Source organism: Actinophytocola oryzae (assembly GCF_004364325.1).
Classification (GTDB): Bacteria; Actinomycetota; Actinomycetes; order Mycobacteriales; family Pseudonocardiaceae; genus Actinophytocola; species Actinophytocola oryzae.
Window position 1 is genome coordinate 78212 of record NZ_SOCP01000013.1, and the last position, 13758, is coordinate 91969.

The 13758-nt window shown below is 72.8% G+C and carries 13 protein-coding genes; 7 read left to right on the top strand and 6 right to left on the bottom strand.

Going from position 1 to position 13758, the window contains the following annotated elements; translation table 11 throughout:
* Entirely contained in the window at positions 1–1644 is a 1644-nt protein-coding gene (locus CLV71_RS30875) for an ABC-F family ATP-binding cassette domain-containing protein (protein ID WP_133906395.1), read from the top strand.
* Here CLV71_RS30875 and CLV71_RS30880 read toward each other — a convergent pair whose 3' ends face one another.
* Entirely contained in the window at positions 1645–1965 is a 321-nt protein-coding gene (locus tag CLV71_RS30880; protein ID WP_133906396.1) for an antibiotic biosynthesis monooxygenase, read from the bottom strand.
* A gap of 53 nt (positions 1966–2018) precedes the next feature.
* On the opposite strand from CLV71_RS30880, the gene CLV71_RS30885 reads away from it, so the two are divergent.
* From CLV71_RS30885 to CLV71_RS30900, 4 genes are all read left to right on the top strand, one after another.
* Positions 2019–2639, top strand: a complete 621-nt coding sequence (locus CLV71_RS30885) for a histidine phosphatase family protein (protein WP_133906397.1) — start codon at positions 2019–2021, stop codon at positions 2637–2639.
* 93 nt (positions 2640–2732) lie between these two features.
* Positions 2733–3695 carry a hypothetical protein gene (locus CLV71_RS30890; RefSeq protein WP_133906398.1) on the top strand — a complete coding sequence of 321 codons (963 nt, stop codon included), beginning with the start codon at positions 2733–2735 and terminating at the stop codon, positions 3693–3695.
* Positions 3692–4378, top strand: a complete 687-nt coding sequence (locus tag CLV71_RS30895; protein WP_481734524.1) for a response regulator transcription factor — start codon at positions 3692–3694, stop codon at positions 4376–4378. The genes CLV71_RS30890 and CLV71_RS30895 overlap by 4 nt, the downstream gene beginning before the upstream one ends.
* On the top strand, positions 4375–5769 hold the full coding sequence (locus CLV71_RS30900; RefSeq protein ID WP_133906400.1) for a sensor histidine kinase: 1395 nt from the start codon (positions 4375–4377) through the stop codon (positions 5767–5769). The genes CLV71_RS30895 and CLV71_RS30900 overlap by 4 nt, the downstream gene beginning before the upstream one ends.
* A gap of 57 nt (positions 5770–5826) precedes the next feature.
* On the opposite strand, the gene CLV71_RS30905 is transcribed toward CLV71_RS30900, so the two are convergent.
* Positions 5827–6264: a VOC family protein gene (locus CLV71_RS30905; protein WP_133906401.1), complete on the bottom strand. Its 438-nt coding sequence runs from the start codon at positions 6262–6264 to the stop codon at positions 5827–5829.
* A 46-nt stretch (positions 6265–6310) separates the two neighbouring features.
* Entirely contained in the window at positions 6311–6595 is a 285-nt protein-coding gene (locus CLV71_RS30910; protein ID WP_133906402.1) for a hypothetical protein, read from the bottom strand.
* A gap of 57 nt (positions 6596–6652) precedes the next feature.
* Here CLV71_RS30910 and CLV71_RS30915 point away from each other — a divergent pair, with 57 nt between their 5' ends.
* Together CLV71_RS30915 and CLV71_RS30920 are read left to right on the top strand one after the other, a co-directional pair.
* Positions 6653–7189 (top strand): TetR/AcrR family transcriptional regulator, encoded by a 537-nt coding sequence (locus tag CLV71_RS30915; protein WP_133906403.1) that lies wholly within the window; start codon positions 6653–6655, stop codon positions 7187–7189.
* Between the two features lie 10 nt (positions 7190–7199).
* Positions 7200–7523, top strand: coding sequence for a hypothetical protein (locus CLV71_RS30920; RefSeq protein WP_133906404.1), 324 nt, complete (start codon positions 7200–7202; stop codon positions 7521–7523).
* Here CLV71_RS30920 and CLV71_RS30925 read toward each other — a convergent pair.
* The 3 genes from CLV71_RS30925 to CLV71_RS30935 form a co-directional block, all read right to left on the bottom strand.
* Positions 7483–10098: a PEP-utilizing enzyme gene (locus CLV71_RS30925; RefSeq protein WP_133906405.1), complete on the bottom strand. Its 2616-nt coding sequence runs from the start codon at positions 10096–10098 to the stop codon at positions 7483–7485. The genes CLV71_RS30920 and CLV71_RS30925 overlap by 41 nt on opposite strands.
* Before the next feature lie 107 nt (positions 10099–10205).
* Positions 10206–11354, bottom strand: a complete 1149-nt coding sequence (locus tag CLV71_RS30930) for an alkaline phosphatase PhoX (RefSeq protein ID WP_133906406.1) — start codon at positions 11352–11354, stop codon at positions 10206–10208.
* A 95-nt stretch (positions 11355–11449) separates the two neighbouring features.
* Complete coding sequence (locus tag CLV71_RS30935; RefSeq protein ID WP_133906407.1) at positions 11450–13696, bottom strand: SulP family inorganic anion transporter; 2247 nt, start codon at positions 13694–13696, stop codon at positions 11450–11452.
* Positions 13697–13758: the final 62 nt, after the last annotated feature.

Consider the following 13758-nt stretch of genomic DNA (forward strand, 5'->3'; position numbering starts at 1 on the left):
GTGAGCGCAACGTTGGTCGCCAAGGGGCTGGCCGCCGGTTTCGGCGAGCGGATCCTGTTCTCCGGCCTGGATCTCGTGGTGGCACCCGGTGACGTGGTCGGCCTGGTCGGCGTCAACGGGGCCGGGAAGTCGACCCTGCTGCGGATTCTCGGTGGGGTCGCGACACCCGACGACGGGGTCGTGCGACGCAACCCGCCGACGGCGAACGTCGGTTACCTGCCCCAGGAACCCGATCGGCGGCCCGGCGAGACCGTGCGCGCGTTCCTCGGGCGCCGCACCGGGGTCAGCGCCGCGCAGGCGTCGATGGACGACGCGACCGTCGCGCTGACCGAGGAGAAGCCGGGCGCCGACGAGGAGTACGCGACCTCGCTCGAGCGCTGGCTCGCCCTCGGCGGCGCCGACCTCGACGAGCGGATGGCCGAGGTGGTCGCGGACCTCGGGCTCACCGTCGACCTCGACGCGCACATGACGTCGCTGTCCGGCGGGCAGGCCGCGCGGGCGGGCATGGCGTCGCTTCTCCTGTCCCGCTACGACATCTTCCTGCTCGACGAGCCGACCAACGACCTCGACCTCGACGGGCTGGCGCGGCTGGAGGCGTTCGTGACCGGCCTGCGGGCGGGAACCGTGCTGGTGAGCCACGACCGCGAGTTCCTCGCGCGGACCGTCACCTCGGTGGTCGAGCTGGACCTCGCGCAGCAGCAGGTGAACACCTACGGCGGCGGCTACGAGTCCTACCTCGCCGAACGGGAGGTGGCGCGCAGGCACGCCCGGGAGCGCTACGAGGAGTTCGCCGACACCAGGGCCTCACTGGAGCAGCGGGCCCGCACGCAGCGCGCCTGGATGGAGAAGGGTGTCCGCAACGCAAGGCGCAAGGCCCCCGACAACGACAAGATCGGCCGCAACAAGCGCGTCGAGGCCACCGAGAAGCAGGCGGCGAAGGCACGGCAGACCGACCGGCTGATCGAGCGCATGGAGGTCGTCGAGGAGCCGCGCAAGGAGTGGGAGCTGCGGATGGAGATCGCCGCGGCGCCCAGGGCTGGTGCCGTGGTCGCGGTGCTGCGTGGCGCGGTGGTCGAGCGCGGGTCGTTCACGCTCGGGCCGGTCGACCTGCAGATCGACTGGGCGGACAAGGTCGCCATCACCGGCGCGAACGGCGCGGGCAAGTCGACGCTGCTCGCCGCGCTGCTGGGCCGTGCGGAGCTGGCGACGGGCAGCGCGTCGCTCGGACCGGGCGTGCGGGTCGGCGAGGTCGACCAGGCCCGGGCCCTGTTCACCGGCGGTGAGACGCTGCTCGCCGCGTTCGAGGCGCAGCTGCCCCAGGTGCCGCCGACGGAGCTGCGCACGCTGCTGGCGAAGTTCGGGCTGACGGCCCTGCACGTCCGGCGGCCGGCCGACAGCCTCTCCCCCGGCGAACGCACCCGCGCGGCCCTGGCCCTGCTGCAGGCACGCGGTGTGAACCTGCTGGTGCTGGACGAGCCGACCAACCACCTGGACCTGCCCGCCATCGAGCAGCTGGAGTCGGCGCTCGCGCAGTACCCGGGCACCCTGCTGCTCGTCACGCACGACCGGCGCATGCTGGCGGCCGTGCACACGAACCGCCACCTGCACGTGGTCGACGGCGTCGTGACCGATCGCCAGACCTGACTACCCGGCGACGACCAGGCGCTCGGCCACCCAGGAGTCCGCGACGCTGACGTGCCGGATGCCGCTGGAGTCCGCGATGTGCCGCAGCCACGCGGCGCACTCCGGCACCGTGGTGATGAGCTGGGCGGACTCCTCCGCCGCCTCGGCGTCGCGCCACACGATCACGTCGAGCCAGCCGCCGTCGTCCTCCCTGGTCAGGAACGCCGCGAGACAGCCGGGAAACCGACGACGCAGCGCGGCGATCATCCCCGGTCGTTCGGCCAGGAACTCCTCCTCGGCGCCGTCGTGGATTCGGAACCGGGCCAGTTCGATCACCATCATGCCGACGACCGTAGCGGCAGGCACCGACGTCTCGCCCGGTAGGCTTCCCGTCCGTGCTGCGGGTATGGCTGGTCAGGCATGGTGAGAGCGAGTCCAACGCGGGGGCGCCGTCCACCGACCCCGGCGCGAGCCCGCTCACCGCGCGCGGCCGGGAGCAGGCGGAACGGGTCGCCGCGCGGTTGCCGGAGGCGCCCGGGCTAATCGTGACCTCGCCGTTCCGGCGTGCCGCGCAGACGGCCGAGCCGACGATCGAGCGCTACCCGGACACGTCGGTCGAGGAGTGGCCGGTCCAGGAGTTCACCTACCTCGGCGGCTTCCACGACCGGGTGAGCACCAGCGAGGAACGCAGGCCCTACGTCGAGGAGTACTGGCGGCGCGCCGACCCGGACCTGTCGGTCGACGGCGCCGAGTCCTTCACCGACCTGCTGAAGCGGGTCCGCGACTGCCTCGACCGTCTCACAGTGCAATCCACGGGCACGGTCGCCGTGTTCACGCACGGGTTCTTCATCCGCGCGCTGATGTGGGTGGTGCTGAGCGACGGCGCCGCCGACCACGACGGCATGCGGGCGTTCCACCGGTTCTCCGAGGGTGTCGTCGTGCCCAACGGGGCGATCGTCGGCCTGTTCGCCCCGCCCGGCTCGACACCGAGGCTGGTGGCGGGCACCGCCTGGTGATTCCTGGGAGTTCGCTGGGAACCACGGCCGGTCGGCCGAGGACGGGTCGCGCGTTCCCAGGAACCCGTCACCTCGCCGCGACAGCGTGGCGCCATGACAACCACCACCTCCGCCAGGGCCGGAGCCAGGCAGGCCACGGTCACCGATGTCATGGTCGGCGTCGCCGCCGGGCTCGTGTCGTGGGCCGGGATGGCAGGCTGGGCGTCGCTGGGAGTGTCGCTCGCCGGGTTCGGCGCGGCGGTCACCCCGGCCGCCATGGCACTGGCCGTCGGCGGGTCCGCCGGCATCAGCCAGGACCTCGGACGCGCCGCGCTCACCGGGTCGATCTCCGTGCTGCCACTGGGTATCTCGCTCGTCGGGGCCGTGCTGCTGGCGGTGCTGCTGACGACGTGGCTTCGCGTCGCGGGCGCCGCGGCGGCGTTCGTGGTCGGGCTCGTCGTGCTCGTGTTCCTGCCCGCCGGACAGCTGGACGTCCGGCCGGGGCCGACGCTGTTCGGCGGCCTGCTGTGGCTCGCGGTCGTCCTCGGGTTGCGGGTGGCCATGTGGTGGGTGCCCCGGGTCCGGTACGTGGTGCTCGTGCTGCTCGGTGCGGCGGGGGTCGCCGCGGTCGTGGGGGCGCTGGCGTCGATCGCGGGTGGCGCGCGGGTGCTCGGCACGATGGTGCTGGCCGCGCCGAACCTGCTGTGCGTGGCGCTGACCAGGGGGCTGGGCACGGCGTGGTCGGTGCACGGCCCGGACCTCCCACTGCCGACCGTGGAGACCGGCGGGCTCGGGCCGATCGGCGCGCCGGTGTGGCCGCTGACCGTGCTCGCGGCGGTGGTCGTCGTGCTGGTCGCGGTGTTCGCCGGGTGGCACGCGCCGTGGGTCGCGGCGGTGTGCTTCGGCGGCATGGCACTGCTGGGTGGCGCGAACGTGGCGTTCCACGCGGGACCGTTCGCGATCGAGCTGGGTGTCGGCGGGAACGTGTTCGTGGCGGCCGGGGTCGGGCTGCTCGCGGGGCTGGCGGCATGCCTGCTCGTCGAAGGCGTCCGGTACTGGCATCGTCAACATCCGTGAAGGCCAACCTGCTGGTCGTGGAGGACGACCCGACGCTTCGGGAGCTGCTCGCGGCGAGCCTGCGGTTCGCCGGATTCGCGGTGTCCACCACCGCGAGCGGCACCGAGGCCGTGCGGATCGCCGCGAGCAGGCCGCCGGACCTGGTGGTGCTGGACGTGATGCTGCCCGACGTCGACGGTTTCGAGGTGCTGCGCAGGCTGCGGGGCGGCGCGGCACCCGGTCGTGCGGTGCCGGTGCTGTTCCTGACCGCACGCGACGGCGGCGAGGACAAGGTGGCCGGCCTGACCGGCGGTGGCGACGACTACGTCACCAAGCCGTTCCGGCTGGAGGAGCTGATCGCCCGCATCCACGCGATCCTGCGCAGGACGATCGGCACCGCACGCGAGGTGCTGACCGTCGCCGACCTGGAGCTGGACCCCGCCGCGCGGCTCGTCACCAGGGGCGGTGAGGAGATCTCCCTGTCCCCCACCGAGTTCACCCTGCTGCGGTTCCTCATGGACAACGCCGACCGGGTGCTGGAGCGCGGCAGGATCCTGCACCACGTGTGGCGCTACGACTTCGGCGGCGACGCCAGCATCGTCGAGTCCTACATCAGCTACCTGCGGCGCAAGGTCGACAACCGGGAGCCTCGGCTGATCCACACGGTCCGCGGCGTCGGCTACGTGCTGCGCAGCCCGCGATGAGCAGGCTGTCGCTGCGGGCACGCATCCTGGTCGTCGCGATGACGCTGCTGACCGCGGGCCTGGCCGTGAGCGACGCGGTGGTGCTCGTGGCGTTGCGGAAACCGTTGGTGGAACGGGTGGACCTGCAGGTGCGGATCGGGGCCGGGGTCCTGGGCTACGTGCCGGAGTCGCTGCTGACGATGCTCGCGGCGCAGGCCCCCGCCGGGCGCAAGCAGGTCGTCCCGCCCGCCGACTACTACTTCGCCTTCCTCGACGCGGACGGCAGCCCGACCCTGTCGCTGCACGGTCCGTCGGTGCCCGACCTGCCGCGCCTGGACCGTGCGGCGGTCACGAAGCAGCGCGGGCAGGTGTTCGAGGTGCCTGGCTGGCGGGTGGTCGCGCTGCCGACGCGGGCGGGCGGCAGTGTCGTCGTGGCGGGCGCGTTGTCCCAGGTGGACGCGACGATGAACCAGGTGCTGCTGCTGTGTGTGCTGGTGGGCGCGGGGTTGCTGGTGGTGCTGGCCGGCGTGGGCTGGTTCTGGGTGCGGGCGGGACTGCGGCCACTGGGCCGCATCGAGGAGACGGCGGCGGCCATCGCGGGTGGCGACCTGTCCCGCAGGGTCCCGTTCACGACCTCCCCCGCCACCGAGGTCGGGCGCCTGACGGCGTCGCTGAACGGGATGCTGGCCCAGATCGAGGCGGCGGTCGCGGCACGGACGCACTCGGAGGAACGCCTGCGCCGCTTCGTGGCGGACGCCAGCCACGAGCTGCGCACGCCGCTGGCGGGGATCAGCGGCTTCGCGCAGCTGTACCGCATGGGCGGTGCGGAAATCGAGGCCACGATGGACCGGATCGAACGCGAGTCGCTGCGGATGACGGGCCTCGTGGACGACCTGCTCCTGCTGGCACAGCTGGACGAACGCGGCCTGGAGCTGCGTCGCGCCCCGATGGACCTGCGCACGCTGGCGGCCGACGCGCTGCACGACCTCCGCGCGCTGGACCCGGCCCGCCCGGTGCGCCTGACGGGCCCCGGTACCGCGCAGGACCCGGCAGCGGCCCCGGTGGTCGGCGACGAGGCAAGGCTGCGGCAGGTGGTGAGCAACCTGGTGGGCAACGCCGTCGCACACACCCCGCCCGGCAGCGCGGTCCGCGTCGGCGTGGGTTGCGTGGGGGACGACGCCGTGCTGGAGATCGCCGACACCGGCCCGGGACTGCCGCCGGAGCAGGCAGGGCAGGTGTTCGAGCGGTTCTACCGCGCCGACACCTCGCGGGCCCGCGACCACGGCGGCGGCGCGGGTCTCGGGCTCGCGATCGTGTGGTCGCTGGTCACCGCCCACAGGGGCACCGTCGACCTGGTCACCGCGCCCGGCGACGGCGCGACCTTCCGGATCGTCCTGCCCCGGAACGGCTGAGCCCCCCGACCGCACTGAAGGACGCCTTCCTTGCGCTGGGCGTTACGAAGGCGTCCTTCAGTCCAGGCAGAACTCGTTGCCCTCCGGGTCGGTCATCACGATGTGGCCCGCGGCCAGCGGCGGGGCGGGCTCGTGGCGCTGGACCCGGGCGGCGCCGAGCGCCACCAGCCGGTCAGCCTCCTCCTCGAGGGCCTTCATCCTGGCGTCGCCGTCGAGGCCCGGGGCCGCCCGCACGTCCAGGTGCACGCGGTTCTTGACCTGCTTGCCCTCGGGCACCTTCTGGAAGAACAGCCTCGGCCCGACCCCGTCCGGGTCGACCACCGCCGACGCGTCGTTGCGGTGCTCCGGCGGCACGTTCATCGCCTCGAGAGCCGCCTCCCACGACGGGAAGCCCGCCGGCGGGTCCTGTACCCGGTAGCCGAGCGCCTCGGCCCAGAACGGGGCGAGGCCGGCCGGGTCGGCGCAGTCGAAGGTGATCTGGACGGCTCGTGTCATGGCGACAGCATGCCGCACACTGCGGACAGTTTCCGTCCGCAATTCCTCACGAGCCGCCGCGCATCGAGCGGCGGATCTCCGCCAGCTTGTCCTGCCCGGCCTTCTTGCGGGCCTCGAACTGGTCCTCGACCGCCTTGCCCTCCTGCGTGGCGTCGGCCAGCTCCTGCGAGCCGATGCCCGTGGCCACCCGGTTCTCGATGCGGTCGCGGACGAAGTCGAAGGTCGGCACCCCGCCCTCGGTGTAGTCACCCTCCGGCACCACGACCGGTGGCGTGGCGGTGAGGTCCTTCTTGTCCTCGACGATCTCGGCGTCGAGCGGTTCCTCGGTCATGAACCCGACCATAGCGCTGTCTTGCACACCAGCATTTCGAGACGCTACCGTCTCGTTATGGCCGCACGAGCACGCAGCGACGTCCGCGAGGAGGCGATCCTCCTCGCGGCGATGGCACTCCTCGCCGAGATCGGCTACGACCGGATGAGCGTCGAGGCCGTGGCCGAGCGCGCGAAGGCGGGCAAGGCCACCGTCTACCGGCGCTGGTCGGGCAAGGCGGAGCTGGTCACGGCCGCGGTCAGCCGGTACGCGACCGGCACGGTCACCCCGGTCGAACGGACCGGCGACCTGCGTGCCGACCTCCTCACGCTCCTCGACCGGCTGCGCCGGAGCCTGCGCGACCAGGACGCCGACCTCGTCCTCGGCCTGCTGGGCGCCATGCGGCACGACGCGGAGCTGGCGCGGACCGTGCGGCAGGCCGTCCTGGCACACAAGCACGACGCGTTCGCCGCCCTGCTGCCCGACGCCGACCACGCGTGGCTCGCGGAGCTGACCTCCGCCGCCCTGCTCTCCCGGCTGCTCGTCACCGGCGAGCCGCTCGACGACGAGTTCCTCGCCAAGCTCGTCGACACCGTCCTGCTACCCCAGCTGTGAGGAAACCCGCATGTGGCACGTGATCCTGCTCGGCTTCCTCGGCGGGCTGCTCGCCGGCAACGCGTTCCCGCACCTCGCGAGCGGCATCACGAGGCGGCGCTACCCGTCCGCCCTCGGCAACGGTCCCGTCACCAACTTCGTCGGCGGCTGGGTGCTGTCCGTCCTCGCGGCGCTGTGCCTGTGGTGGGCGGACCTGCCGAGCCACCCCGGCCCGGCGTTCGCGTCGGTCAGCGCCGGAGTCCTGCTGATCGGCCTGTTCCACGCCGGCCCGGGCGCGTTCGGCCGGCCGGAGCCTAGGCCCGCACCGACGCCGGAGCCGGGCTCAGCACGGTGACGTCGCCGGTCACGCCGTCCACGCGCACGAGCGTGCCCCGCGCGAGCCGCGCCGAGGCGTCGCGGGTGCCGGTCACGCACGGCACCCCCAGCTCCCTGGCCACGACCGCCGCCCTGGACAGCGGGCCGCCGAGGTCGGTGACGATCGCGCCCGCGGCACCGAGCACCGCGGCGTGCCCGACGTCCGCGGCACGCACGACGACCACGTCACCCAGCTCGACATCGGCCCTCGCGTCGGTCAGCACCCGGACCGGCCCCTCGACGACACCGGCAGAGACGCCGATCCCGTGCAGCTGCTTGCCTTCCGGCGTCGGGTAGTCCACGACCTCCGGGCGCCACGAGCCGGTGACCACCGCGGGCATCCGCACACCGGCCAGCCGCTCCCGGTCGTCCCTGCGGCGCTCGACGCGGTTCAGCGCGTCGGCGGGCAGCGCGAGCAGCTCGTCGAGCGTCAGGTAGAACGCGTCGTCGACGTCGACCAGCCGTCCCGCGTGGACCTGGCGGCGCCCCCACTCCCTGACCAGCCTGCGCAGCTCACCCGTGTACCGGATGGTCGCGTCCACGGCCAGCTCCTGCTGGCGCTGTCCGGCGATGGCGAGCTTCTCCACGAAGCGGCGCTTGGCCTTCTGCGCAGGCGCGGCAGGCTCGTCCGGCGTCGGCCTCGTCGGCTCGGTCGCGGTGTCCGGCTCCTCGACCGCGTCGTCCGGCTCGCGCCTGGTCGGCGACGGGACGAAGTCGGTGCGGGTGGCCGCCTCTGTCGGCCACGCCGGTGTCTCGGCAGGCTCGGGTGTCTCGGGCGCCGGTTCCGCGGCAGGGGCGGGTGGTTCCGGCTCCGGCTTGCGTGACGCGCTCAACGCGGCGAGGAACACCAGCTCCGGCCGCTCCGCGAACGGCGCGGCGGACAGCTCGGTCTCGTTCGGGCCCCGGTGGCCGATGCGGGCGAGCGCGTCGTCGAACGCCTTCGCGAACTCCGGCGACTTCTGCCGCACGGGCTCGGGGTCACCCCACTCCGCGAGGGCCCGCAGGTCCTCGTCGGCACGCAGCAGCCCGGCAAGCTCGGCGATCGCCGCGAACGTCGGCTCGTGCACGATGTCCGCGCCCCGGCCAAGCGCGGCCACGTCACCCTTGGCGCGCCTGCGCAGCGGACCGGCCGCGGCGTGGGCGACGAGCACACCCACCTGCGTGAGCGTCCAGCCCTCGGCGAGCCGGTCGGCGAGCAGCCTGGCGCGCACCGCCAGCACGGCGTCGGGCAGGGCCGCGAGTCCCTCGTCGAGACGCTCGGCCTCCACAGCGGCCGCGAAACCCCGCACGGCGGCCCGGTAGCGGCGCGCGATCCGCAGGAACCGCGCCCGCGCACCCATGCGCGTCGCGATCCCACGCAGCCCCGACGGCACCGAAGGGCGCCCGTCGGGAAACAGGTCGACGTCGGCACGGGGACCGAGGTGTTGCTCGGTCACGGTTCTCTCGGTCCAGCCCGGCAGCGGAGCGGCAGCGGCGGACGAGACCCCGGCGTACACGTGGTGGCCGAACACCGCGTGGCCCCGGCTCTCCCACTCGTCGGCCACCGCGCCGGTCAGCCCGGCGATCCGTGCCAGCGCGCGACCGGCGGCCCGCAGGCCTGCCAGGTGCACGTCGATCGACAGCGGGGTCAGCCGCGAGGGGAACAGCTCCGCGGTCTGGGAGGCGCTGAACACCGGGTAGCGCGCGTCGATCCGGTCGTCGCACTCGACGGCCATGCTCGGCAGCGCGACGGAGACGAGCGTCCCCTCCTCCGGCGGGCGGCGGCGCGGCAGCGGCTCGGTCGGGATGGGCAGCCGGGTCACGTCCTCCTTCGCGCCGTCCTTGGTGAGGGTGCGGCCCCGCATGCCACGCGCGAGGTCGACGAGCACGTCGGCCGAGGTCCAGCCGCACTCGAAGCCCCAGTCGCGCGCGGTGCCCTTGCGGTCCGAAGTGGACATCATGGGCCAGCTGGGGATGCCGCGCGCCGAGGCGCCACGCAGCACCTCGCGGGCCGCGCCCGCGAGGACGATGTCCTGCGCGGCGAGCGCCACGACCCCGGTGCGGTCGGACGTGAGCGTGTACAGCAGGAAGCGGATGAGGTCGTCGGTGTGGAGCAGCCGCCACTGGGTGTCCTTCGGCGAGGACAGCAGCGTCGCGACGGTCCGGCAGGCCTGCCAGTCGAGCACCCTGCCGCCGAGCGGCGCGGACCGCACCACGACGTGGCGGGTGCCGGTGTCGCGCACGACCCGGTCCGCGTCCGCGGCATCCGGGCCGTGCGCGATCGGCGTGACGAAGCGGATCCCGTGGCGGGCGGCGGCGGTCGCCATCCGCCGCAGCGCCGGGATGCCGCCGGACTCGGGTGCCTCGCGGTCCACCGGCGACAGGTGCACGACGACGTCGGTGCCCGCGACGAGCGACTCTGCGGTCGCCGCGTCACCGGCGTGGAACGCCACCTCGGCCGGCAGGTCGCGGTGCGCGCTCGCGCCGACGCCCACGACCTCGTGCCCGGCCCCCAGCACCGCTCTCGCGAACGCGCGGCCGAGGTCGGAGGTCACTCCGCTGATGAGAACCCGCATCGCCCGCCCTTCCCACCGGCTCTCAGCTCCCCAGAACCCACCCGTGTCAGCGGATGGTGTTACCGGGCGGCACGCTACACGCGCGGTGACGAGGGCTCACGCCGACCTCACCTCCGAAATGGTCCCGTGACCTCGTAGGTGATGCCGCCGCTCGACGAGCCGGACGTGCCACGCTGTGAGGAGAAGTAGAGCCTGTCACCCGCCGGAGTGAACGCTGGTCCGGTGATCTCCGATCCGCTCTGCCCACTGACCCGCAGGAACGGCGACACGGTGTCGTCCGGGGTGATCATGCAGATCTCCATGTTGCCGCCGTCCTCGGCGACGAACAGATCGCCGGAGGAGGTCCCGGTGACGTTGTCGACGCCGGTCAGCGGCGCGGAGCCGTTCGTGACGAGCGAGTCGTCGTAGGCCAGCTCGTAGGTGTCGTTCACGAGGTCGAGCTGCCACACCCGGTTGTCACCCTTCGTGGTGAACCAGACGGTGTCGTTGGCGTAGTGGAGGCCCTCGCCGCCGTTGAAGTGCTTCGCACCGGCGACCTGGTTGCGGGTGGCGGTCGGCGAGCCGTCCGGGTCCGGCACCGTCGCCCACGTGAAGGAACCGCTCGTGGCGCTCCCGGCGACGAGCACCTGCAGCGTGCCTGCCGACAGGTCACCCCAGGTCGTCGGCACGAACCGGTAGAAGCAGCCGTCCGTGGTGTCCTCGGTCAGGTAGACCGCGCCTCGGACGGGATCCGCCGCCGCGGCCTCGTGGGTGAACCGGCCCATCGCCGGACGCTGCGTCGAGGCGCCGCCCCACGGGTCGGTCTCATAGACGAACCCGCGGTCTACTTCCTCGCACGACAGCCACTTCTGCCACGGCATCGCGCCGCCCGCGCAGTTCTGGCGGGTGCCGGAGAGGACCCGGTAGGCGCCGGTGATCACGCCGTCCCCGTCGAAGACCAACGCACTCGCGCCGCCGCCGGGGTTGACCTCGGAGTTCGAGACGTAGATCCAACCGCTGCCGTCGGCGAACACGGCGCCGCCGTCGGGCGCGCTGTGCCAGGTGTACCCGGCCACCTGCTGGCCGGACCTGGCGACGACCCGGCTCGTGAAACCGGCAGGCAGCTGGATTCCGTTCGCGTTGGCGGCCTGCAGCGGGCCGTACGGACTCGGGCCGTTCTGGGCGGGCGCGGCCATCGCGCCTGGTGTGAGCGTGTTGCCGAACGCCGTTACCCCCGCACCGATCACGGCGGCGCGCAGGAAGTTCCGTCGCTTCACGTGGATGCCTCCGAAGAGTGGTTACCCGCTTACCTTGAGCAGCGTAAGCGGGTAAGCCTCTGACGTGAACCGAACTGCGGTGGTCGAACCGACGACTACTCGGCTATCTGTCCACTGTGGATGGACACGGGCCGGAAGTCGTTCGTGGCCTCGTCGTACAGGTGGACACGCGCGGAGGCGACGTCGAAGTACATGCCGATCAGGCGTATCTCGCCGCGTTCCAGTGCCGTCGCCACCGTGGGATGACGGCTGAGGCGGTCCAGCTGCGTGAGCACGTTGTGCAGCGCGAGCCGGTCCCACTCCGCCTCGGGCAGCAGGCCGTCGAGCGTCACGGGCTCACTCGTCCTGGCCCGGTCCAGGCTCGGTAACCCGTGCCGCAGCCACGAACGAAGTGCGGGCGCGCCGACCGGGGTGCCGCCGATCAGCGCCCTCATCGCGCCGCACGACGAGTGGCCGCACACCGCTATCTCCCGCACGCCGAGGGTGCCGACCGCGAACTCGACCGCCGCGGCGACCGAGCTGTCGGTGCCCGCGGGCACGAGGTTGCCGATGTTGCGCACGGTGAACAGGTCACCCGGCCCGCTCGACGTGATCACGTTCGGCACGATCCGCGCGTCCCCGCAGGTGAGGAACAGCGTCGCCGGCTTGTGGGCGTCCGCGAGGCGGCGCAGGGTCGGCCGCATGAACCGGGCCACGTGCCGCTCGTACTCGGCGGTGCCGCGCAGGACCGACGGCGGCCCGGACCGCTGCGCGGGCACCACGGCCCCCGCCGCGACACGCTCCCATTCCGACCAGGGCGCGAACCACCTCGGCAGCACCCTCGTCCTGGACACGGTCGGCGTCCCCGCCTTGCCGTGGGCGAACCACGGGTGGCCGGGCTCCTCGACGATCACCGTGCCACCGGTGCGTTCGTGTGCCTGCTGCCAGGCAGACAGCGTGTCGAACGCCGCGTGGTCGAGGTAGTCGACGACGAGCTCGAGTGTCACGGTGGTGCCGGGCGGGACCGTCGCGAGCACGGACGTGAGCCGAGGGATCGACACGGCCGCGAACGCGCCCTCGACGACGATCCGCCTGCCGTCCCCGTCCCCTTCGACGCGGATCCCGGTCCACAGCAGCCGCCGCAGCGTGAGCAGGGCCGCGACACCGAGGCCGAGCAGCACGCCGGACATGAGGTCGAGGAACACGACCCCGCCGAGTGTCACCAGGTAGACGAGCAGGTCGCCGTGTCGCCGCACGGCCCGGATGTGCTCGAGGTCGACCAGCCGGGCGCCGACGTACACCAGCAGCCCGGCGAGCGCGGCGAGCGGGATCGACCGCAGCACGCCCGCGAGGCAGATGACGAACAGGAGGATCCACACCCCGTGCAGCACGGTGGAGGCCCTGGTGCGGGCGCCGGAGGAGATGTTGGTGGAGCTGCGGATGATCACGCCGGTGACCGGCAGCCCGCCGAGACCGCCGGAGACGATGTTGGCCGTGCCCTGGCCGACGAGCTCGCGGTTGAGGTCGGCTCTCGGCCCGCCGTGCAGCTTGTCCGCGGCGACGGCGGAGAGCAGGCTCTCGATGCTGGCCATCGCCGCGATCATGAACACGGTGACGATGAACGCGGTCCACTCGCCGTCGGGCAGCGAGGGGACGAGTTCCAGGCGTAACGCGTTGTCCGGCACCGCGACGCGGTCGAGCGTCATGCCGGTCACGAGCGAGAACACCGTCACCCCGACCACGGCGGCGAGCGGTCCCGGCACCTTGCGCGCTGCGGCGGGCAGGCGTGGCCACACCACCAGCAGACCCACGGTCAGCAGGCCGACGGTCGTCGCCGGGGCGCTCGCGTCCAGCACCTGGGCGGGCAGCCCGATGAGGTTGTCGAGCGGCGCGGAGTGCATGTCGCCGCCGAGCACGACGTGCAGCTGTGACAACACGATCGTGATGCCGATGCCGCCGAGCATGCCGTGCACGATCGCCGGTGAGATGGCGAGCGCGCCCCGTGCGACGCGGCTCTTGCCGAGCACCACCTGGACGACGCCCGCGAGGACGGTGATCGCGCAGGTCTCCGCCCAGCCGAACCGCTGGATGGCCTCCGCGATGATCACGGTCTGACCCGCGGTCGGCCCACTGACCTGGAGCGGTGAGCCGCCGAGCAGTCCGGCGACGATGCCGCCGACGACGGCGGCGATCAGGCCGGAGATGAGCGGTGCCCCGGATGCGAACGCGATGCCGAGCGACATCGGCACGGCGACGAGGAATACGACGAGAGAAGCAGGGAGGTCGTGCTTGAGATTGTTCCGGACCCGCGACACCCAGGACTGCGTGGGCGGCGGCAGGTCCTCTTTCGTTGGCTCGATCATGACACCAGGAAACCTGACGACCGGGTGTGTTGTCCGCTACACGATGGATGTCCGAAATCGCA